Raw genomic sequence first — 20,617 nt, forward strand, 5'->3', positions numbered from 1 at the left:
ATGCATTTTCTCGACCAGGCCAAGATCTATATCGCCTCGGGTGCAGGCGGCGGCGGCGCCGTCAGTTTCCGGCGCGAAAAATATATCGAGTTCGGCGGCCCCGACGGCGGTGACGGCGGCAAGGGTGCCGACGTCATTTTCCGCGCCGTGGGCGGCCTCAATACCCTCATCGACTTTCGCTACACCCAGCATTTCCGCGCGCCACGCGGCAAGGGCGGCTCGGGCCGCAACATGACCGGCGCGGGCGGCAAAGACCTGGTGATCGAAGTCCCCGTCGGCACCCAGATCCTCGCCGACGACGAAGACCGCTCACTGATCGCGGACCTGACCAAGGAAGGCCAGGAAGTCCGCCTCTTGAAGGGCGGCATGGGCGGTCGCGGCAACGCCAGCTACAAGAGCTCGACCAATCGCGCCCCGCGCCAGCACCAGCCGGGCGAGCCGGGCGAGGAAGCCTGGGTCTGGCTGCGCCTCAAATTGCTCGCCGATGTCGGGCTCGTCGGCCTGCCCAATGCGGGCAAGTCCACGCTGCTCAACGCGGTCACCAACGCCAAGGCGAAGGTCGGCGCCTACCCCTTCACGACGCTACACCCCAAGCTGGGCGTCGTCCTTCACAAGGGTCGCAGCTTCGTGATGGCCGACATTCCCGGCTTGATCGAGGGCGCGGCGGAAGGCGCCGGGATTGGCGATCGTTTCCTCGGCCATGTCGAGCGCACCAAATTGCTCGTCCACCTGATCGACGCCGATGGTGGCGACCCGGCCAAGGCCTACGAAACCGTGCGCGACGAGTTGGCCGCCTATGGCGCAGACCTCGATGAGAAAGAGGAAATCCTCTGCCTCAGTCGTACCGACACGGTCGACCAGGAAGTGATCGACATCGCGATCGAGGAAATCGAGCGCGTCGCGGGCCGCAAACCGATGCTGGTCAGCGCGATGGCGGGCGAGGGCATTGACGAATTGCTCGACAAGGTCATCGAGAAATTGCCCGAAAAGCCGGCGCCGACCTCGGCCGATGACGAGGAAATCGAGACGGACTGGTCGCCTCTATGAGGCTGGCGCTGACGGGGGCGACCGGCTTCGTCGGCAATCGCCTGCTCGAGCGCGCCCTAGCGCGCGGCCATAGTATCGCCGCCCTCACCCGCCGGCCACAAGCGCCGCTCGAGGGCGTCGACTGGGTCGAAGGCTCGCTCGAAACCCCTGGTCCGCTCAGCCGGATCTGCGCCGGGGCCGATGCCGCCATCCACGTCGCCGGTGTCATCAACGCACCCGACAAGGACGGCTTTGAAAAGGGAAATGTCGTCGGCACCGAGGCCATGCTCGCCGCCGCCAAGGGCGCGAACGTCCCCCGCTTCGTCCACGTCTCCTCGCTGTCCGCGCGCGAACCGTCGCTTTCGCTCTACGGTGCTTCGAAGGCACGCAGCGAGACCAAAGTGCGCACTGCCGGCATCGACGCCGTCGTCGTGCGCCCGCCCGCCGTCTACGGCCCCGGGGACCGCGAGACGCTCGAATTGTTCAAGATGGCCAAGCGCGGGCTCGTGATGCTGCCTCCCGAAGGTCGCCTATCGCTGATCCATGCCGACGACCTGTCCGACCTCTTGCTCGAACTCGCCGAAGGAAAGGGTCCGGCGGGCGCGCTCTACGAGCCCGATGACGGGCAGGAGAAAGGCTACAGCCACAAGCAGTTCGCCGAGGAACTCGGCCACGCAGTGGGGCGCAAGAATGTCGCGCTCTCCATGCCGGGTGCGGTGCTTGGCGCTGCCGCCCGCATCGACCGGCTTGTCCGCGGCAGGAAGGCAAAGCTCACTCCAGACCGTGCCGCCTATTTCGCGCATCCCGACTGGGTCGTGTCCGCCGACAAGCGTCCGCCGGCAGAGGTCTGGACGCCCAAGGTCGAGACAAAGGCCGGTTTGAAGAAGACCGCCGACTGGTATCGCGCGCAGGGCTGGATTTAGCCCTTTTTGCGCCGCACTTCGTTGCTTAAGCGTTTCGCGACCACTAAAGCGAGGACCCATGACCGACCGCAATGATGTGAAGACCAGCGTCTTCAAGCTGATCGACCAGTTCAACAAGAAGGGCGTCGACGTCACCGAAGAGACGCGCTTTGCGCAGGATCTCGAGTGGGACAGCCTCACCGTCCTCGATTTCGTCGCCGAAGTCGAAGACGAGTTCGACATTCTCATCACCATGAACCAGCAGGCGGAGATCGAGAAGGTCGGCCAGCTCGTCGACGCGGTTCACGAAATGGCGAACAAGTGACCGATCTTTTTTCCAAATTCGATCCGATCATCGCCCAGCATAAGGGGCTGATCGACAGCGGGCTCACCGATCCGTTCGGGCTGGTGATGGAAGAGGTGCTCTCGCCCACCGTCGCAATGTGCAACGGGCGCGAGACCATCCTGCTCGGCACCTACAACTATATGGGCATGACCTTCGACCCCGACGTGATCGCGGCGGGCAAGAAGGCGCTGGACGAATTCGGCTCGGGCACCACCGGTAGCCGCGTATTGAACGGCACCTATTCGCTCCACAAGGATTGCGAAGCCGCGCTACGCGAATTTTTCGACATGTCGGGCGCAATGGTCTTCTCGACCGGCTATCTCGCCAATACCGGCGTCATTTCGACGATCGCGGGCAAGGACGATTACATCATCCTCGACATGGACAGCCACGCGTCCATCTATGACGGCTGCGCGATGGGCAACGCCAATGTAGTGCCCTTCCGCCACAACGACATCGAAGCCCTTGAAAAGCGCCTGAAGCGCCTGCCCGAAGATGCCGGCAAGCTGGTCATCCTCGAAGGCGTCTATTCTATGCTCGGCGACACCGCCCCGCTCGACAAGATGGTCCCGCTGGCCAAGAAATATGGCGCGATGGTGCTGGTCGACGAAGCGCACTCGATGGGCTTCATCGGCGAGAATGGCCGCGGCGTCGCCGAGGCGCAGGGCGTCATCGACGATGTCGATTTCATCATCGGCACCTTTTCCAAATCAGTCGGCACGGTCGGCGGCTATTGCGTCTCCAACCATCCCAAGTTCGAGATCCTGCGCCTCGCCAGCCGCAGCTACATCTTCACCGCCTCGCTTCCGCCCAGCGTCATGGCCACCGCCGCCACTTCGATCCGCAAGATCATGTCGGCCAAGGACAAGCGCGATCACCTGTGGGAAAACTCGAAGCGCCTTCACAAGGGCCTGACCGACATGGGCTTCGAGCTTGGCACCAAGCAGCCCGAAAGCGCGATCCTGTCGGTCATCATGCCCGACCTCGAACGCGGCGCGGCGATGTGGGACGCGCTCCTCAAGGAAGGCCTCTACGTCAATCTCGCGCGTCCGCCCGCGACGCCTGCGGGCATGACTTTGCTCCGCTGTTCGCTCTGCGCCGAACATAGCACCGAACAGGTCACCGAGATCCTCGGCATGTTCGAACGCGCGGGCCGCGCAACCGGCTGTATCGATTGACTCTTTCGCGAGTCCGGCAGGGACGTTAAGATAGACGCATGACGGGTGGGGATAACAGGGCAGTGTCCTTGCGTCGCGTCGCAGCGGTCAGCGGCGCGCTATTCGTCACCCTCGCGCTCCTTTTCATGGTCTACATGGTCTCGACGACCAACGATGCGCGCCTCGCCGCGCAGGACCGCGAACGCCACGCCTACGACGTCACGCTGCTGACCCGCTCGCTCGACGCCACCATCTCCAATTCCGAAGCCGCGCTCGGCCGCTTCGTGCTCGACGAGCAGGAAGAGACGAGCGGCAACATCTATTATGGCGAGTGGCGCAAGGCACGCGTCCAGCTCAACGAGCTCAACCGCCTCGTCGCGCGCGATCCGGCGCAGCGCGAGAGGGTCGCCGAGCTGCGCGAACTGTTCAATCGCCGCGACACCGAACTGGCACGCGCCGCCCGCGCCGCCGCCGCGCAACAGGGCGAAGGCGGGGTCAATCTCTTCTACACCGCCGGCCTGTCGCCGACCGGTCCGGCGCTTTCGGCCAAATTGTCCGACATTGCCGCGGCCGAACGCGACAAGCTCACCCGCTCGATCGAGACGACCCAGTTCTTCTCTACCGAGGCCGATCGCCTGACCGACTATCTCGGCTGGCTCGGCATCCTGGTGGGTGGCATCGCACTGATGCTCGGCCTCTCCAGCTACAGCACGCTGCGCGCCTATCTCGCGTCCAAGGAAGAGGCGGAGACCGAGGCCGAACGCGCGGGCGAGCTCGAGGTCGCGGTCGCCGAACGCACCGCCGAACTCGTCGCCGCCAACGAGGCGCTCAAGGCCGAGGCGGAAGAACGGCAATTGGCCGAAGCCCAGCTCCGCCAGGTCCAGAAGATGGAAGCCGTCGGCCAGCTTACCGGCGGCATCGCGCACGACTTCAACAACATGCTCGCGGTCGTCGTGGGCGGGCTCGACCTCGCCCGTCGCCGCATCGACGGCCCGCGCCGCGAAGTGATGGGCCATCTTACCAACGCGATGGAAGGCGCCACGCGCGCTGCCGCACTCACCCGCCGCCTGCTGAGCTTTGCACGTTCGGAGCCATTGCTCCCCGAACGGGTCGAAAGCGCGACGCTCATCCCGTCGATGCGCGACCTGCTCGACCGCACGCTCGGCGAGCGAATTTCGATCCATCTCGACCTGCAGGACGATGCCTGGCCCGTCTTCGTCGACCCGCACCAGTTCGAAAACGCGCTCCTCAACCTCGCGGTCAATGCGCGCGACGCGATGCAGGGCGTGGGCGACCTCACGATCGAGAGTGCCAACGTGTCGCTCAAAGCCGGCGAAGTCGGCGACAACCTCAAGGGCGAATATCTGCGCATCTCGGTCCGCGATACCGGCTGCGGGATGACCGACGAGGTTCGCGAACGCGCCTTCGAACCCTTCTTCACGACCAAGGATGTCGGCAAGGGCACCGGCCTCGGCCTGTCGCAGATTTTCGGCTTCGTCCACCAGTCGGGCGGCGAGGTCGACATCGACTCCACCGTCGGCGAAGGCACCACCGTCTCGCTCTACATCCCTCGCGCGCAGGCGATCGCCAACGAGGACAAGGTCAAGGTCCACCCGGCCGCTGCCTCGCTGAGCGAGGAAGACGATATCGTGTGCGCCAATGCGCGCATCCTGCTGGTCGAGGACGACCCGCGTGTCCGGACCGCGACCGTCGGCGCCCTTGAGGATCTCGGCTATGATCCGCGCAGCTGCGGCAGCGGCGCTGAGGCGCTCGAACTGTTCAAGCCGGGCGAATTCGACCTCGTCATCACCGACGTGGTGATGCCCAAGATGACCGGCCCCGAACTGGTCAGGGAACTGAAGGCGATTCAGCCCGACCTCAGCATCCTGTTCGTTACCGGCTATGTCGGCGAAGGTGACAATGACGAGCTGGTCGGCCACGAAATCTTGCGCAAGCCGTTCACGATTGGCGGGCTGAGTAGTGCAGTTGCGAACGCGCTGCGAGCGGGTTTTACTTCACAGCCCCCGAGCGCAGGAGCCGCGGCAACAGGGTGAAGGCCGCGATGATCGGGTGACGCCGCTGCCACGGCTTCACCTCGAGCTCGGTACCGGCATGCCGGTTGATCTTCCACGCGATGTAATCGATTCCGCCCGCGAAGGTCGTCGTCGCCTTGGCGAGCCGCGCCACCGACAGCCACTTGCCCTTGCGTTGCAGCGCTTTCCATTGGCGCGCCATCGCGCGCGCGGACGGAAGCGCCGACCGGTCGACCGCATCGAGCGCCGCCTCGCCGAACAGGCGATAGCGCGCAGGATCGGTGTCGATGATCTTCGAGCCCCTGCCCTTGCGTTCGGCACGCAACTCGGCGCCATAGGTCATCTTGAACCCACGATCCCATACGCTCATCGGGTCGGGATCGGTATCGGCGATTAGCGGCAAGGTCTTGGCGAACAGGGTCGCGGGCGCGTCGGCGACCGCCTGCACGACGCAAGCGCGCGCCTTATCGTCCGCCGCCCACACCAGCCGCGTCGGTTGCGCAAACCGCGCCCAGACCGAGACGCTCCGCGCCCGCACGCTATTCTCGCGCAGGAAATCCTCTTCGCTGAGCACGGCATATTTGGCGGCCAATCCTTCATGCTCGAACGGGAAGACGTTGGGCGGGATCAGCGCATTGGCCTTCGCCATCCACCCCTTGTCATAGGCCGCCTTGTAGTCGGAGACGATCAGGTAGAAGTCGAGCATCAACCCGTCGAGCTGCTCCTCGCGCAGGCAGCTGCCGTAAAACAGCACCGCGCGGCTCGCCTCGCCATGTCGCGCGGCGACCGCTTCGGCCATCGCCGTCACGCGAGGGTCGACCGGAATGGCCAGTTCGGCCGCAGTCAGGCCTTCGAGGCGCGCATTTCCGGTCATGTCAGGCCGCGATTTTGACGAAACGGATCGGATTGGCGGTCTTGAGCACCAGCGCCCCGCCTTCGGGCGCCACGAAGCTTTCGCCGTCAAGGATCACTTCGCTCGCCTCGCCCGCGATCGTGATACGATCGGTCGCCTCGATGTGCACACCCTTGACCGGCTGCTTGCCCAGCTTGCCCATCAGGCTCGCCCACAGCGCGCCGAGCACCCGGCGACGGCCCTGCTCGACCGCGACGATCTTCAACCCGCCGTGCTGCCCGTTGGCCAGCTCCTGGTTGAGCAAGAGCTTGTCGAGCGTGGTTACCATCAAAACGGCAAAGCGCTCGGTCATCGCCTTGGCCTTGCCCAGCCCCAGCGTCGTCGGACGCGGCGCGGGCGGCAACGCCTTGCCCTTCAGGCCCAGCAGCTGCTGCGCAACCACGGCGATGGCGGTCAGGAAATGGCTGACACCGTTGGGCAGCCCCATCGGGTAAATCTTGTGGCGGCAATAGAGCATGATGTCGGCCAGCCCCGCACCGCCCAGGAACATGCCGATCACCGGCTTGTCGTCCTCTTCGCCCTCGCTCAGCGCGATCAGCTCACGGCTGACGATATGGTCCTCGATCCCGCCGGCCACGATTTGCTGCAGCTTCTTGAGCATCTCGATCGGTCCGCCCTCGGCGCCCAGGTCGAGCGCGATCAGGTTGGTCTTGCCGCTCGGCAGCACCGCAACCGGCGGCACGTCGTCGCCAAAGGCATCGCCATTGTGCAATTCGGTCAGCACCGCCTGTACCGTCCCGTCGCCACCATTGATGATCAGCAGCGCCGGCTTGATCCGCGCGATGGTGCGCAGCGCTTCCGCCGTCTGTCCGGCGGCATCGACTTCATAGTGAAAGATGTCCGGCTGTTCGGCGCAGAAGTCGCGGATCATCGGCAGGCGCGCCATGTTCTGCGTGCTGTTGGGGTTGCTCAGGAGCGCGATCCGCGCACGGCATGGCGCCTTGCCGATCATCTCGTCGGTGCATTCGACGCCGGCAACCGTGCCGACGCCGCGCGCGGCATCGGTGAGATTTTCATGGGGCACGGCACGCATGAGGGACATGACTTTCCTCGACTTCTCGCTATAGCACTGGAGCCCGTCGCCAAGTCGGGCGGCCGACAGGCATGGCTACGTGCCTGACGTTTTCGTGGCCCAATGCGGCCAAAACATGGTGGAGGCAGGACAAAAGCGTGCAGCTCGGGCTGATCGACCGCTATCTGGCCAAGACCATCTTCGTGCCCCTCGTCGGCACGTTGATCCTCGCGGCGATGCTGCTGGTGCTCGACAAGATGCTCCGGCTGTTCGACTTCGTCGTCTCGCTGGGCGGACCGGTCAGCGTCGTGTTCCAGATGCTCGCCAACTCGCTGCCCAACTATTTCGCGCTCGGCATCCCGATCGGCCTCCTCCTCGGCTGCCTCCTCGCCTTCCGCAAACTGGCATTGACGTCGGAGCTCGACGCGCTGCGCGGCATCGGCGTCGGCTATACCCGGATGCTGCGCGTACCCTACATATACGCAATCGCGATGATGTTCCTCAATCTCGCCATCGTCAGCTATGTCGAACCTTATTCGCGCTATGCCTACGAAGGGCTCAGCTTCGACCTGCGCTCGGGTGCGCTCGGTGCCTCGATCAAGGTTGGCGAACATAACAGTTTGGGCAGCGGCGTGACGCTGCGGATCGACGAGAGCGAAGAGAACGGCACCCGCCTCAAGGGCATCTTCATCGCCATGGACAAAGGCGGGCGCGACAAGGTCGCTGCCTCCGCGACCTCCGGCCAGTTCCTTGCCACCGACGACCCCGACACGATCATCTTCCGCCTGCGCGATGGTCGCCTGATCCAGGATTCGCCCAATTTCGCGACCCCGCGCACGCTGGCCTTCGACAGTTACGACCTGCCTATCTCGCTGCCCGAAATCGACGCCTTCCGCGGACGCGGTAACCAGATTCGCGAGCTGACACTGCCCGAGGTGTTCCGCTTGGCTTATGTCCGCGACGACGTGCCGCGCGACGTCAACCTTGCCGCGCGCGCCAATGTCGGCTTCCGCCTCGTCGAAGTATTCATGATGCTGATGCTGCCGATGCTCGCGGTCGCGCTCGCGGTGCCCTCCAAGCGCTCGTCCAGTTCGCTCGGCATTTTCGTCTCGATCGTGATGGTCGTGACCTATCACAAGATCAACCAATATGCCGAAGGCGCGGGAGCGCAGGGCCGGCTGCAGCCCGAACTCGCCTTGTGGGGCCCGTTCGTCGCGCTCTGCCTGTTGATTCTCTGGATGTATCACGTCATCGCCCACCGCGTCGGCGGACAGCCGATCGGCGCGCTCGAGGCTTTCTTTGCGAAGATCGGGAAGGCAATCCGCAAGATCGTTCCCGATCCACGCGCCAAGGCGCTCGCCGCACGCAAGGCCGCGCTTGAGGAAGCGCAGGCGGACGCGGCATGATCAACACCAACTTCCTGCCCTCGCGCCGCATGGCGACCTACATGATCAAGCTGTTCATCACGCGCAGCCTCGCCGTGCTCGTCGCGCTAGTGATGGTGCTGATGATGCTCGATCTGCTCGGCGAAAGCGGCAAGATCCTCGCGGTCGAGGGCAATGGCGAAGCGCAGCTCTGGGACTATGCCCGCCTGCGCTTGCCGCTGCTCATCGCGCGCTTCCTGCCTTTCTCGGTGCTGCTCGGCACGCTCATCGCCTTCACCAGCCTCAACCAGCATAGCGAGGTCGTGGCGATGAAATCGGCGGGCCTGTCCGCCCACCAGATCCTCGCGCCTTTGATCATCGCCAGTGCGGGCGTGGCCGCGGTCCTGTTCGTGTTCAACGAAACCATCGTTGTCAACAGCGCGCGCACCGTGAACGCCTGGAGCGACAACGACTACGAACCCGTCCCGCCCGAAAGCAACGTCCACACCAACGTCTGGCTGACCGTCGGCGAGGATCAGCTGCACGCCGATTTGGCGGTGGGCGACGAGCGCAATTTCCGGATGGAAGACGTCACCATCTACGAACGGCGCGGTGGCGCGCTCACCCGCATCGTCGAGGCCGAAGAGGCGCGGCTGAACGAGGCCGGCACGTGGGACATGACGGGCCTGCGGACCTACGACAGCTCGATGAACCTCGTGACGACGGGCGAAAGCGCGATCGGGCTCGGCGAAGTCGGCCCAAGGCAGATCACCCTCGCCAAGGTCGATGCGACCGCGCTCAACATCTTCGAGCTAGGCGAAGCGATCGAGGACCTCGAAGCGGCGGGACGCCCGACCTCCGCCGCGCGTGCCGGCTGGTGGCACAAGATCGTCAGCCCGCTTTCCACGCTGCTCATGCCACTACTGGCCGCCATCGCAGCCTTCGGGCTGGCGCGTTCGGGGCAGGTGCTGCTGCGCGCGGTCATCGGCATGGCGCTCGGTTTCGCCTATTTCGTCGCCGACAATTTCGCGCTCGCGATGGGCAATGCAGGCGTCTATCCGCCCATCCTCGCAGCATGGGGGCCGTTCCTGCTCTTCTTCCTTGTCGGTGAGACGATCCTGATCCGCTCCGAAGAGTAGACCGGCGACCCTAGGCCGCGCGACGCTTCATCGTCGAGCGGGCGATCCGGCCGACCAACGGCAACAGCGCGCGGTGATGCGAGGCGTGGTAGGCGCTATCCGCCTCCAGCTCGCGGCTCAGGCGGCGATGCGCCTCGCCCAGATTGTGATAGGGCACGCCCGGCAGCAAGTGGTGCACACCGTGGTAGCGCAGCCCAACCGGCGCCCACAGCGCGGGCAGGGTCGCGGGCGGCGGCACATTGACGCTGTCGAGATACTGGTCGGTCACGCTCATCGGCTCGAGGCTCTCATTTTCCCATAGATGTGCGACCAGCGTTCGCACCTGGTTTAGGAACATGACCCCCGAAATCACGCCGAGCACGATGAGGAAGATGCGGATCGGCAAAATGCCGGTCGCCATCATCCCGATCAGCGACATCGCCCAGGCGCTCGCGGCGATTTCCTGCCAGCGCCAGTTGCGCGCCTGCTGTCCTTCGGCGGGATCGCGCACGAAGAGCGGGTTGATCTGCAGCCCCGAATAGCGCCCGACCACATGGCGGCGCAGCCACGGCCAGACCGCCGACAGCGGTGCGAGCACGGCAAAGCGGAACAACAGCCCGATCGGCGCCAGCGCGGCGGCAATCAGAAAGAGCGGCAGGCTCCACGGCTTCATCGAGGCGAGCGGGAGATATTCCGGATCGTCGACCGTGCCATATTTGGTCTTGGCGTGGTGCTGGTTGTGCACCCCCTCATACATGAAGCTGGGCGCCAGCAGCGGCACGCCGACCAGGATGTTCCAGACCAGCCTGAACCAGGGCAGGTCGCCCTTCTTGATATGCGCCAGTTCGTGGATGAAACTGCCCGCGCGATAGAGCGCCAGCACCGCAACGGTCCCCGCGATCCACGGCACCCAGCCGGGCACGACCGCAAAACACAGCGCCAGCGCGCCATAGCCGATGATTACCGACGCGATGAGGTCGGCCCAGTAAATGCGTGCATCGGGCCGATTGAGATCGCGCGTCAGCGTCGCTGCTGCCTTGAGCATCGCCTTGTCGTCGCCGCGTTTTGCGGCGCGCGCCATGTCGGGCGTCTCGCCGCTCGCGGCGGGCACTTCCAGTTTCATCGTTTCGCTAGCCATGTCAGCCATTTACCTGAGCCTTCCATATAGGGAAGATTTTGTCCGCAACATGGCGAAAACGCCCCCATCTGTGACGGGCCGTGCATGTCGCGTGATGACAAGCCGCCCGTGCTGGGGTAGCGCAAAGCCCATGACGATCGAAATATCGCCCGTAGCCGGTAGCGCGGACCGCAAGGCATTTATCGATTTGCCGTGGGATCTCTACCGCGACGATCCGCACTGGGTGCCCCCGCTCAAGAGCGAGGTCCGCGCCTTGCTCGAAGAAAAGGTCAATCCCTGGTTCGACCATGGCCGCCTCCAGGCCTTTCTCGCCCGCCGCAACGGCAGGGTCGTCGGCCGCATCACCGCACAGATCGACGATCTCGTCGAACGGGAAATGGGCAAAGGCACCGGCCAGTGGGGCATGTTCGAGGCCGCCGATGCCGACGTCGCCGCCGCGCTCATCCGCGCTGCCGAAAACTGGCTGCGCGCGCAGGGCATGACCCGCGCACTCGGGCCCTTCAGCATTTCGATCTGGGATGAGCCCGGGCTTCTCATCAAGGGCTTCGAGGAGGACCCGATGGTCATGATGGGCCATCACAAGCCCGCTTATGCCGACTGGATCGAGGCTGCCGGCTACGAGAAGGCCAAGGACCTCTACACCTACAAGCTCGACATCACCAAGGACCTGCCCCCCGTCATCGACAAGCTCGTCACGATGGCGGACAAGTCGAAACGCATCGCCATCCGCGACGCCGAGAAGTCCAACTTCGATCGCGACGCCGCGATCATCATGGGTATCCTCAACGACGCCTGGTCGGACAATTGGGGCTTCACCCCGCTCACCGATCGCGAGATCGCCTATGGCGCGAAGAAGTTGAAGCCGCTGATCGTCGAGGATTGGACCAAGATCGTCGAGGTCGACGGTGAACCCGCCGCCTTCATGATCACCATCCCCGACGCCAACGAGATGATCAAGGACATGGACGGCCGGCTCTTCCCGTTCAATTGGATCAAGCTGCTCTGGCGCCTGCGCAATCCCGCGACCAGCCGCGTGCGCGTGCCGCTCATGGGTGTCGTGAAGAAGCATCAGGGCGGACGCCTCGCCTCGATGCTCGCCTTCCAAATGATCGAACATACCCGTCGGCTGTGCGTCGAGCGCGGCGTGGAATGGGGCGAGATCGGTTGGGTGCTCGAGGACAATCAGGGCATGAACAGCATCGCCGAGATCTCCAACTCGGAATGCAATCACACCTACCGGATTTATCAGAAAGCCCTGTAGGCGCTACTCGAAAGACGCCCAGGTCGGCGCGTGGTCCGAGGCTTTCTCCTCGCCGCGCGCCCATCGGTCGACGCCCGCGCCGGTCAGCCGGTCCGCAGCCTGCGGCGAGCAGAGCAAATGGTCGATCCGGAACCCCGCATCGCGCTGCCACGCCCCGCGCTGATAGTCCCAGAAGGTGTAGAGCCGCTTCTCGTCGGGGTGGAAGGTGCGCAGCGCATCGGTCCAGCCCTGCGCGACGATCCTTCGAAACGCCTGCTGGCTCTCGGGCTGGAACAGCGCGTCCTTGGCCATGGCCGAGCGTGAGTATGTGTCGCGGTCCTCGGGAATGACGTTGTAGTCCCCCACCAGCACTGTCGGCCGCTCAGCTGCCAGCAGTTCCGCTGCGTGCAGCCGCAATTGCTCCATCCAGTCGAGCTTGTACGTAAATTTCTCGGTCCCGATCGGGTTGCCATTGGGCAGGTAGATCGACGCCACGACCACGCCATGCGCTTCGGCCTCGATATAGCGTGACTGGTCGGGGTTCGGGTCGTCGGGCAGCCCCTTGCGGCGCAATTCGGGCTTTTCGCCCTTCGACAGGATCGCGACCCCATTGAAGCCCTTCTGGCCATGCCAGACGCCGTGATAGCCCTGGGCCTCGAAATGCTCGACCGGCAGCGCATCGTCCGCGCACTTCAATTCCTGCAAGCAGACGATCTCGGGCTGCTCTTTTTCCAGATATTCGGTCAGCCGGTCGTGACGCGCGCGAATGCCGTTGATGTTGAAGCTGACGATTTTCATCAGATGGAGAAGCTCGCGCCGCATCCGCAGCCCGACTGGGCATTGGGATTGGTCACCTGAAAGCTCTTGCCGCCGAGATTCTCGACGAAGTCCACCGCGCTACCCTCGATCAGGTCGATGCTGATCGGGTCGACCACCAGCTGCGCGCCCTGGCCTTCCGCGACGATATCGCCGTCTTCGACCTCGCCCAGCTCGAAGCGATAGGTGAAGCCGGCACAGCCGCCGCCATCGACGGCAAGGCGCAGCACGGCAGGCTTACCCTGCTTCTCGGCAATCGCGGCCACGCGCGAGGCGGCTGCGGCGGTCAGGAAAATTCGATCGGTCACGTCAGCCCAGATAGGAAGTGGCCCGCCGCCGGGCAAGCCGCAAAGCGAAACGCCCCGCGCCGGTGGGCACGAGGCGTTTCGAAAATCCGTGTTGGTCGGTTCTTAGCGATCGCCGCCAAGACCACCCAGCGCCAGCTCTTCCATCGCGGCGCCGTTTTCCTGCATCGCGACGATATAGTCGGTCGAGCGCATGAACGGGATCGGGTTGACCGCGCGTCCGTCGATGCGGACCTCATAGTGGAGGTGGCTGCCGGTCGAACGGCCGGTCGAGCCCATCGTGCCGATCTGCTGGCCACGCGTGATGACCTGGCCGGCGCTGACCTGGACCTTCGAAAGGTGAGCGTAGCGCGTGATGATGCCGCGACCATGGTCGACCTCGATCAGGTTGCCGTAGCCGCCGCGGTTCCAGCCCGCCCGCTTCACGACACCGTCGGCCGTCGAATAGATCGGCGTACCGATCGGACCCGCAAGATCGATCCCGGCATGGTTGGCGCGGCGACCGCGAAACGGGTCGTTACGCGTGCCATAGCCCGACGTCAGCGTGGCCATCTTGACCGGCTTGTCCGACGGAACGGCAATCGCGCCGTCCGACAGGTTGTCGAGCTTCTTCCAGCTCTTGAACAGCGCCTTGAACGTCGCATCGCCCTCGGCGACCGGCTGGTAAGGACCACCCGTGCCGGTGAACTCCTCGGTATCGACGCCCAGCTCTTCCAGCTCGGCGACGGCGCGATCGAACTGCTCGTCGGCAAGACGCGCGGCCATCGCGGCAAGCACCTGCTGGCGCTGCGCCAGCTCGGCGTCCTGATTGTGATGCTGTTCGAGCGCTGCGATATTACGCTCGGCCTCGACGAGGCGTGCGGTCGCCAGCGAAGTCCAGCCGATCAGCGCCACCAGCGCCAGCGCGAAGACGCCCAGCACCGCTCGTGAAACACCGATCCGCTTGACCGTGGCGCCATCGCGAACGAACAGTTCGCGGTCACGCAGCAATCCCTTGGCAAAAGCCTTGGTCGTCCCCATCAGAAACCCCGCTCCCAATATCTCTCCGTCCCGAACCCGTATTAAAGGCCGGAACGCCCAATTACTGTGACGAGGACTTCCCCATTCCCCGGTCGATCCCCGGCAGAAAATATCATGCCCCATCGACAAGCCTAGAATTGGGAGCAAAAGGTTAAGTAATTCAAGCGCCGGTTCCACGTTCCGAGACGAGTTGCGGATTTGTTGCGATGAACTGCACCCAAACCTTGCCAAGCGTTAACCCTTTTAACGAGAATTAAACAGGAAGCGCGATTTTCCGCGGTTGGGAACGTTCTCCGCGCGTGAAGAATTCTCGTTCCAAATGAGTCATTTCGGCGCTAGCCCTGTCATCGGGCCACGCCGTCCCAACGCGGCGCGAGCTCTCTGGAAGGAGAGAATATTTTGGATACCCCTACGAGCCGCCCCGCGCGGCCGCATTTTTCGTCCGGCCCGACGGCCAAGCCGCCCGGATGGAGCCCCGACAAGCTGAATACGGACGGCCTCGGCCGGTCGCACCGCAGCGCGCACAACAAGGCGCGTCTCGCCCATTGCATCGCGCAGATGCGCGAATTGCTCGATCTGCCTGACAGTCATCGCATCGGCATCGTGCCGGGCTCCGACACCGGCGCCTTCGAAATGGCGATGTGGACCATGCTGGGCCAGCGTCCCGTCACCGTCATGGCCTGGGAAAGCTTCGGCAAGGGCTGGGTCACCGACGCGGTCAAGCAGCTCAAGCTCGAGCCGACCGTGATGGAAGCCGACTATGGCGCGCTACCCGACCTTCACGCGGTCGACTGGTCGAACGACGTCACCTTCACCTGGAATGGAACCACCTCGGGCGTGCGCGTCCCCGATGGCGACTGGATCCCTGAAAACCGCGAAGGCCTCAGCTTCGCCGACGCGACCAGCACCGTGTTCGCCCACCGCCTCCCTTGGGACAAGATCGATGTCGCCACCTTCTCCTGGCAAAAGGTGCTGGGCGGAGAGGCGGCGCACGGCGTCCTGATCCTCGGCCCCCGCGCGGTCGAGCGGCTCGAAAGCTACACGCCCGACCGCCCGCTCCCCAAGCTCTTTCGCCTTACGAAAGATGGCAAGCTGATCGAGGGCATCTTCACCGGCGCCACGATCAACACGCCCTCCATGCTCGCGGTTGAAGACGCGATCGTCGCGCTGGACTGGGCGAAGTCGATCGGCGGGCTCGACGGAATGATCGACCGCGCCAAGGCCAATGCCGCCGCGGTGGATGCGCTCGTGCAGGGCCGTAGCTGGCTCCACCATCTGTGTGAGGATCCCGCCATCCGTTCGCGCACCGGCGTGTGTCTCACCATCAACGGCGCCGACCGCGACCGCATCACCGCGATGACCAAATTGCTCGAGGCCGAGGGCGTCGCCTACGACCTCGGTTCCTATCGCGATGCACCGCCGGGCCTGCGCATCTGGTGCGGCGCGACCGTCGAAACATCCGATATCGAGGCCCTCGGGCCCTGGCTCGACTACGCCCTGGAGAAAACCGCATGAGCATCAAGGTCCTGATTTCCGACAAGATGGACCCGCGCGCGGCGGAAATCTTCCGCGAGCGCGGCATCGAAGTCGACGAGCGTCCGGGCCGCTCGCCCGATGCGCTCAAGGCGATCATTGGCGACTATCACGGGCTCGCCATCCGCTCCTCGACGACGGTCACCGCCGACCTGCTCGAGGCTGCCGACAACCTCAAGGTCGTCGGCCGCGCCGGGATCGGTGTCGACAATATCGACATTCCCGCCGCCTCGGCGCGCGGAGTGGTCGTGATGAACACGCCGTTCGGCAACTCGATCACCACTGCCGAACATGCCATCGCATTGATGTTCGCGCTCGCTCGCCAGCTGCCCGAGGCCGACGCCTCGACGCAGGCAGGCAAGTGGGAAAAGTCCAAGTTTATGGGCGTCGAACTCACCGGCAAGACGCTCGGCCTGATCGGCGCGGGCAATATCGGCTCGATCGTCGCCGCGCGCGCGCTGGGGCTTAAGATGAAGGTTGTCGCCTTCGATCCCTTCCTCTCGCCCGAGCGCGCGCTCGAGATCGGGGTCGAGAAGGTCGACCTCGACACGCTGCTGGCGCGCGCCGATTTCATCACGCTCCACACCCCGCTGACCGACGAAACGCGAGGCATCCTTTCGCGCGACGCGCTCGCGCGCACGAAGAAGGGGGTGCGCATCATCAACTGCGCGCGCGGCGGCCTCATCGACGAAGCCGCGCTCAAGGACGCGCTCGACAGCGGTCAGGTCGCCGGCGCCGCCTTGGACGTGTTCGAGACCGAGCCCGCCAAGGAAAGCCCGCTTTTCGGCACCCCCGGCTTCATCTCGACGCCTCACTTGGGCGCCTCCACCCGCGAGGCGCAGGTCAACGTGGCCATCCAGGTCGCCGAGCAATTGTCCGACTACCTGCTCAACGGCGCAGTCTCCAACGCGCTCAACATGCCCTCGCTCACCGCCGAGGAAGCCCCGCGGGTGCGCCCCTATATGGGTCTCGCGGAAAATCTCGGGAAGCTGGTCGGGCAGGTCATCGGCGACCGCGTCAAGGCGATCGCGGTGGAGGTCGAGGGCGATGCCGCCGAGCTCAACATCAAGCCGATCACCGGCGCGGTACTCGCGGGGCTCATGGGCAGCTATTCCGACAGCGTGAACATGGTCAACGCGCCCGTGCTGGCCAAGGATCGCGGGCTCGACGTCAAGGAAGTGCGCCACAGCCACGAAGGCGACTATCACACGCTGGTGCGCGTCACCGCCACCACCGACGAGGGCAAGCGCCGCGTCGCGGGCACCTTGTTCGGCGCCGACAATCCCCGCCTCGTCCACATTTTCGACGTCGGGATCGAGGCCGAGCTCTCGGGCCCCATGCTCTACATCGTCAACCAGGACACGCCGGGCTTCATCGGCGCGCTCGGGACCACGCTTGGCGAAAACGACATCAACATCGCGACCTTCAACCTCGGCCGGCGCACGGTCGGAGGCGAGGCGGTCGCGCTGGTCGCGGTCGACAGCCAGCCTTCGAAGGACGTGGTCAAGAAGCTCTGCGCCATCGAGGGCGTCCGCCGCGTCGTCCCACTTCGCTTTTGACCTCGCAGGACCGCTCCCCTAGGGCGTCGAACGTAACGGCAAAGGGATTCGCAAGTGGGTAACGTCACCGTCATCGGCGCGCAGTGGGGCGACGAAGGCAAGGGCAAGATCGTCGACTGGCTCGCCAGCCGCGCCGACATCGTCGCCCGCTTTCAGGGCGGCCACAATGCCGGCCACACGCTCGTCATCGACGGCAATGTCTACAAGCTTTCGCTGCTGCCCTCGGGCATCGTGCGCGGCACGCCATCGGTCATCGGCAACGGCGTCGTCCTCGATCCCTGGGCGCTCAAGGCCGAGGTCGAGAAATTGCGCGGCCAGGGCGTCACCATCACCCCCGACATCCTCTGGGTCGCCGAGAACGCCCCGCTCATCCTGCCCATCCACCGCGACCTCGACGCACTGCGCGAAGACGCCAGCGGCAAGGGCAAGATCGGCACCACCCGCCGCGGCATCGGCCCCGCCTACGAGGACAAGGTCGGCCGCCGCGCCATCCGCGTCTGCGACCTTGCGCACTTGGACGAGCTCGGCCCGCTGATCGACCGGCTCTGCGCCCACCACGATCACCTCCGCGCAGGCTTCGGCGAACCCGTCGTCGACCGCGAGCGCCTGCTCGACGACCTCAAGGAAATCGCCGACTTCGTCACCCCCTTTGCCAAGCCCGTCTGGAAGCTGCTCGACGAGGGCCGCCGCGACGGCAAGCGCATCCTGTTCGAAGGCGCGCAGGGCGTGCTGCTCGACGTCGATCACGGCACCTACCCCTTCGTCACCAGCTCGAACACGGTCGCGGGCGCCACCGGCCCCGGCACCGGCATGGGCCCGGGCGCGGCAGGCTTCGTGCTCGGCATCGCCAAGGCCTACACCACCCGCGTGGGCTCGGGGCCCTTCCCGACCGAACAGCTCAACGACATCGGTCAGCGCCTCGGCGAGCGCGGCCACGAATTCGGCACCGTCACGGGTCGCCAGCGCCGCTGCGGCTGGTTCGACAGCGTGCTGGTGCGCCAGTCGGTCGCGGTCGCGGGCGTCAACGGCATCGCATTGACCAAGATCGACGTCATGGACGGCTTCGACACCGTCAAGATCTGCACCGGCTACAAGATCGGCGACACCCATTACGACTATCTCCCGCCGCACGCCTTCGACCAGGCGCGCGTGGAGCCGGTGTGGGAAGAAATGCCCGGCTGGTCCGAAAGCAGCGCCGGCGCGCGCAGCTGGGCCGACATGCCCGCCAACGCGATCAAATATGTCCGCCGCATCGAAGAGCTGATCCGCTGCCCGGTCACGCTCCTTTCGACCAGCCCCGAGCGCGAGGACACGATCCTCGTGCAGGATCCCTTCTCGAGCTAGGATGACCAGCCGCGAGCAGACCGGGCTGCTGTCCAAGGATCACGAGGCCGACGCGCACGTGACCTGGCGGGACCGGCTGACCGTCGCGCTGTTCGCGCCGCTGACCGCGCCCTTCCTCCTGAAGTCGCTGCGCGGCGGCTCGCACACGGAAAAGGCACGCCTGCTCGCCCGCCTCGACCTCCCCGAAGACGCGCTCCCGCATCTCGGCAGCTGGAAGGCCGACACCGGCCTCCTCCACCTCATCGTCGACACGATCGAGGACAAGCGCCCGCGCCACGTCGTCGAGTTCGGCTGCGGCGCCAGTTCGCTGATCATCGCCGCCGCGCTTAAGAAAGCCGGCCTGCCCCCGCATTTGAGCTTCGACCAGCACGCCGATTTCGTCGCCAGCACGAAGGAATGGCTGGGAACCCACGGACTCGATGCCGACATCCGTCATGCTGCACTGAAGCCCAATGACGACTGGCCCGGCCTGTTCTACGACACCGGCCCCGTCGCCGACAGCATCGACCTGCTGATCATCGACGGCCCGCCCTGGACACTCCACCCTCAGACGCGCGGCGCCGCCGATCGCCTCTTCGCGCAGCTCGCCCCCGGCGCCACTGTCCTGCTCGACGACGCCAGCCGCCCCGGCGAACGCCTCATCGCCCGACGCTGGACGCGCGAGAATCCGGACATCGATTTTCGTCTCTGGAAGGGCGGCGAAAAAGGCACGCTGATCGGCACTAAGCGGGGCTGACTTCGCTCCACGCCCACACCGCAATTGCGGCCCAAACCGCCAGCACCATCGCCAGCCCCGTCCGGCTCACCGGCTTAGCTGCCAGCGCCGCCGCCTTCTCGCGCAAATCCGCCACCAGATCGTCCGGGATCATCTTGAGCGTCACCCACAGCCCCAGCGGCACGATAATCAGATCATCGACTAGCCCCAGCACCGGGATGAAATCGGGAATGAGGTCGAGCGGCGAAAAGGCATAGGCCGCCGCCATCGCCGCCACCAGCTTGGGCGCCAGCTTAACCCGCCGGTCGCGCGCCGCGATCCACACGGTCAGCGCATCGCGCTTCAGCCGCGCCGCCCAGCGCTTCAATGCCTTATCTCGAAACCGGCCAGGTCGACGACCGTCGCCTCATTCACATCGACCGACTTCACCTGCGCCGTCGGCGGCCCGCCGCGCACGCGCTCGATCAGCCGTTCGACATTCGCCTTCTTGCCCTCGAAATGCGCCTCGACCGACCCGTCGGGCGCATTGAGCACCCAACCATTCACGTCCAGCTCGCGCGCATTGCGCTCGGTCCACCAGCGAAAGCCCACGCCCTGCACCTTGCCGCGAATTCTGAGCCAGCGTGCGGTTTTCTCTTGTCCCTCAGGCATAAGGCATACCCGTTATCGGTTATTGAGAGTGCGGGTCAGCGCCTCATCGAGTTGCTTGAACTTCAAAAAAATTTCGTCGCATGTCTCGCGAGAATAAAAGCAGTTCATCGTGCGCCGATTGTGCAGCGAACCGTCGTCGGTTTGGACGACGTCGCGGCATGTCGCCATGCCATGACGTGCTGGATCTCTCTCAACTACGACCTGTCGAATGCGCCCGTCGTCTTGTCGCAAAAAGACGCGATATTCCGCGTCGCCCTCTTTTTCATCAAAGGAGGAGTCCGATTCTAACTGTTCGACAAATTCCGGGACGCTGGGTGCATCGAGGTCGCAAACATTCACCCGTCCATTTCCGACTTTGTAGAATGGGTCAGTCGCGCTCGTATCTTGCTGACCCACGAACTGCCCCGACATGACGCACGTTATCA

21 protein-coding genes are annotated in these 20,617 nt (G+C 64.8%); 12 read left to right on the forward strand and 9 right to left on the reverse strand.

Annotation, left to right across the window (positions count from 1 at the left end; translation table 11 throughout):
• The 5 genes from obgE (at position 1) to KTQ36_RS10460 (ending at position 5,485) form a co-directional block, all read left to right on the forward strand.
• A complete protein-coding gene (obgE, locus tag KTQ36_RS10440; RefSeq protein ID WP_218633595.1) occupies positions 1 to 1,047 on the forward strand; it encodes a GTPase ObgE in 1,047 nt (348 codons plus the stop codon).
• Positions 1,044 to 1,949 (forward strand): NAD-dependent epimerase/dehydratase family protein, encoded by a 906-nt coding sequence (locus KTQ36_RS10445; protein ID WP_218633596.1) that lies wholly within the window; start codon positions 1,044 to 1,046, stop codon positions 1,947 to 1,949. Before obgE ends, KTQ36_RS10445 begins: the two co-directional genes overlap by 4 nt.
• 58 nt (positions 1,950 to 2,007) lie before the next feature.
• A complete protein-coding gene (locus tag KTQ36_RS10450) occupies positions 2,008 to 2,253 on the forward strand; it encodes an acyl carrier protein (RefSeq protein ID WP_218633597.1) in 246 nt (81 codons plus the stop codon).
• Entirely contained in the window at positions 2,250 to 3,452 is a 1,203-nt protein-coding gene (gene spt / locus KTQ36_RS10455; protein ID WP_345777707.1) for a serine palmitoyltransferase, read from the forward strand. Before KTQ36_RS10450 ends, spt begins: the two co-directional genes overlap by 4 nt.
• A 68-nt stretch (positions 3,453 to 3,520) precedes the next feature.
• Positions 3,521 to 5,485 (forward strand): ATP-binding protein, encoded by a 1,965-nt coding sequence (locus KTQ36_RS10460; protein WP_255554551.1) that lies wholly within the window; start codon positions 3,521 to 3,523, stop codon positions 5,483 to 5,485.
• Here KTQ36_RS10460 and KTQ36_RS10465 read toward each other — a convergent pair.
• Entirely contained in the window at positions 5,442 to 6,338 is an 897-nt protein-coding gene (locus tag KTQ36_RS10465; protein WP_218633599.1) for a hypothetical protein, read from the reverse strand. The genes KTQ36_RS10460 and KTQ36_RS10465 overlap by 44 nt on opposite strands.
• 1 nt (position 6,339) lies before the next feature.
• Positions 6,340 to 7,329, reverse strand: coding sequence for a diacylglycerol/lipid kinase family protein (locus tag KTQ36_RS10470; protein WP_218633916.1), 990 nt, complete (start codon positions 7,327 to 7,329; stop codon positions 6,340 to 6,342).
• Between the two features lie 218 nt (positions 7,330 to 7,547).
• On the opposite strand from KTQ36_RS10470, the gene KTQ36_RS10475 reads away from it, so the two are divergent.
• Both KTQ36_RS10475 and lptG read left to right on the forward strand, forming a co-directional pair.
• The gene (locus tag KTQ36_RS10475; protein ID WP_345777708.1) at positions 7,548 to 8,795 is read left to right on the forward strand and encodes an LptF/LptG family permease; all 1,248 of its coding nucleotides are present in this window, start codon (positions 7,548 to 7,550) and stop codon (positions 8,793 to 8,795) included.
• Positions 8,792 to 9,892 (forward strand): LPS export ABC transporter permease LptG, encoded by a 1,101-nt coding sequence (gene lptG / locus KTQ36_RS10480; RefSeq protein ID WP_218633601.1) that lies wholly within the window; start codon positions 8,792 to 8,794, stop codon positions 9,890 to 9,892. The genes KTQ36_RS10475 and lptG overlap by 4 nt, the downstream gene beginning before the upstream one ends.
• Positions 9,893 to 9,902: 10 nt before the next feature.
• Here lptG and KTQ36_RS10485 read toward each other — a convergent pair whose 3' ends face one another.
• Positions 9,903 to 11,009, reverse strand: a complete 1,107-nt coding sequence (locus tag KTQ36_RS10485) for a fatty acid desaturase family protein (RefSeq protein ID WP_218633917.1) — start codon at positions 11,007 to 11,009, stop codon at positions 9,903 to 9,905.
• Between the two features lie 130 nt (positions 11,010 to 11,139).
• Between KTQ36_RS10485 and KTQ36_RS10490 the strand changes: the two genes are divergently transcribed.
• Positions 11,140 to 12,270 (forward strand): N-acetyltransferase, encoded by a 1,131-nt coding sequence (locus KTQ36_RS10490; RefSeq protein WP_218633602.1) that lies wholly within the window; start codon positions 11,140 to 11,142, stop codon positions 12,268 to 12,270.
• Between the two features lie 3 nt (positions 12,271 to 12,273).
• Here KTQ36_RS10490 and xth read toward each other — a convergent pair whose 3' ends face one another.
• The 3 genes from xth to KTQ36_RS10505 form a co-directional block, all read right to left on the reverse strand.
• Complete coding sequence (gene xth / locus KTQ36_RS10495; RefSeq protein ID WP_218633603.1) at positions 12,274 to 13,047, reverse strand: exodeoxyribonuclease III; 774 nt, start codon at positions 13,045 to 13,047, stop codon at positions 12,274 to 12,276.
• Entirely contained in the window at positions 13,047 to 13,373 is a 327-nt protein-coding gene (locus tag KTQ36_RS10500) for a HesB/IscA family protein (protein ID WP_218633604.1), read from the reverse strand. Before KTQ36_RS10500 ends, xth begins: the two co-directional genes overlap by 1 nt.
• Positions 13,374 to 13,475: 102 nt before the next feature.
• Positions 13,476 to 14,390: a M23 family metallopeptidase gene (locus tag KTQ36_RS10505; protein WP_255554552.1), complete on the reverse strand. Its 915-nt coding sequence runs from the start codon at positions 14,388 to 14,390 to the stop codon at positions 13,476 to 13,478.
• 399 nt (positions 14,391 to 14,789) lie between these two features.
• On the opposite strand from KTQ36_RS10505, the gene KTQ36_RS10510 reads away from it, so the two are divergent.
• Genes KTQ36_RS10510 through KTQ36_RS10525 form a run of 4 tightly spaced genes read left to right on the forward strand, consistent with a single transcriptional unit; the run spans position 14,790 to position 19,562 of the window.
• Positions 14,790 to 15,905, forward strand: coding sequence for a phosphoserine transaminase (locus KTQ36_RS10510; RefSeq protein ID WP_255554553.1), 1,116 nt, complete (start codon positions 14,790 to 14,792; stop codon positions 15,903 to 15,905).
• The gene (gene serA, locus KTQ36_RS10515; RefSeq protein WP_218633606.1) at positions 15,902 to 17,482 is read left to right on the forward strand and encodes a phosphoglycerate dehydrogenase; all 1,581 of its coding nucleotides are present in this window, start codon (positions 15,902 to 15,904) and stop codon (positions 17,480 to 17,482) included. Before KTQ36_RS10510 ends, serA begins: the two co-directional genes overlap by 4 nt.
• Positions 17,483 to 17,536: 54 nt before the next feature.
• Entirely contained in the window at positions 17,537 to 18,826 is a 1,290-nt protein-coding gene (locus tag KTQ36_RS10520) for an adenylosuccinate synthase (RefSeq protein WP_218633607.1), read from the forward strand.
• Position 18,827: 1 nt separating this feature from the next.
• Positions 18,828 to 19,562 (forward strand): class I SAM-dependent methyltransferase, encoded by a 735-nt coding sequence (locus KTQ36_RS10525; RefSeq protein ID WP_218633608.1) that lies wholly within the window; start codon positions 18,828 to 18,830, stop codon positions 19,560 to 19,562.
• Here the strand turns inward: KTQ36_RS10525 and KTQ36_RS10530 are convergent.
• From KTQ36_RS10530 to KTQ36_RS10540, 3 genes are read right to left on the reverse strand one after another with little or no spacing between them, the layout of a single operon-like run.
• Entirely contained in the window at positions 19,549 to 19,908 is a 360-nt protein-coding gene (locus KTQ36_RS10530) for a YkvA family protein (RefSeq protein WP_218633609.1), read from the reverse strand. The two genes, KTQ36_RS10525 and KTQ36_RS10530, sit on opposite strands and share 14 nt — an antisense overlap.
• Entirely contained in the window at positions 19,905 to 20,192 is a 288-nt protein-coding gene (locus tag KTQ36_RS10535) for an acylphosphatase (protein ID WP_218633610.1), read from the reverse strand. The genes KTQ36_RS10530 and KTQ36_RS10535 overlap by 4 nt, the downstream gene beginning before the upstream one ends.
• Positions 20,193 to 20,204: 12 nt before the next feature.
• Positions 20,205 to 20,603, reverse strand: a complete 399-nt coding sequence (locus KTQ36_RS10540; RefSeq protein WP_218633611.1) for a hypothetical protein — start codon at positions 20,601 to 20,603, stop codon at positions 20,205 to 20,207.
• Between the last annotated feature and the right edge of the window lie 14 nt (positions 20,604 to 20,617).

The sequence above is a fragment of the Sphingomicrobium clamense genome, assembly GCF_019264355.1.
Lineage (GTDB): Bacteria > Pseudomonadota > Alphaproteobacteria > Sphingomonadales > Sphingomonadaceae > Sphingomicrobium > Sphingomicrobium clamense.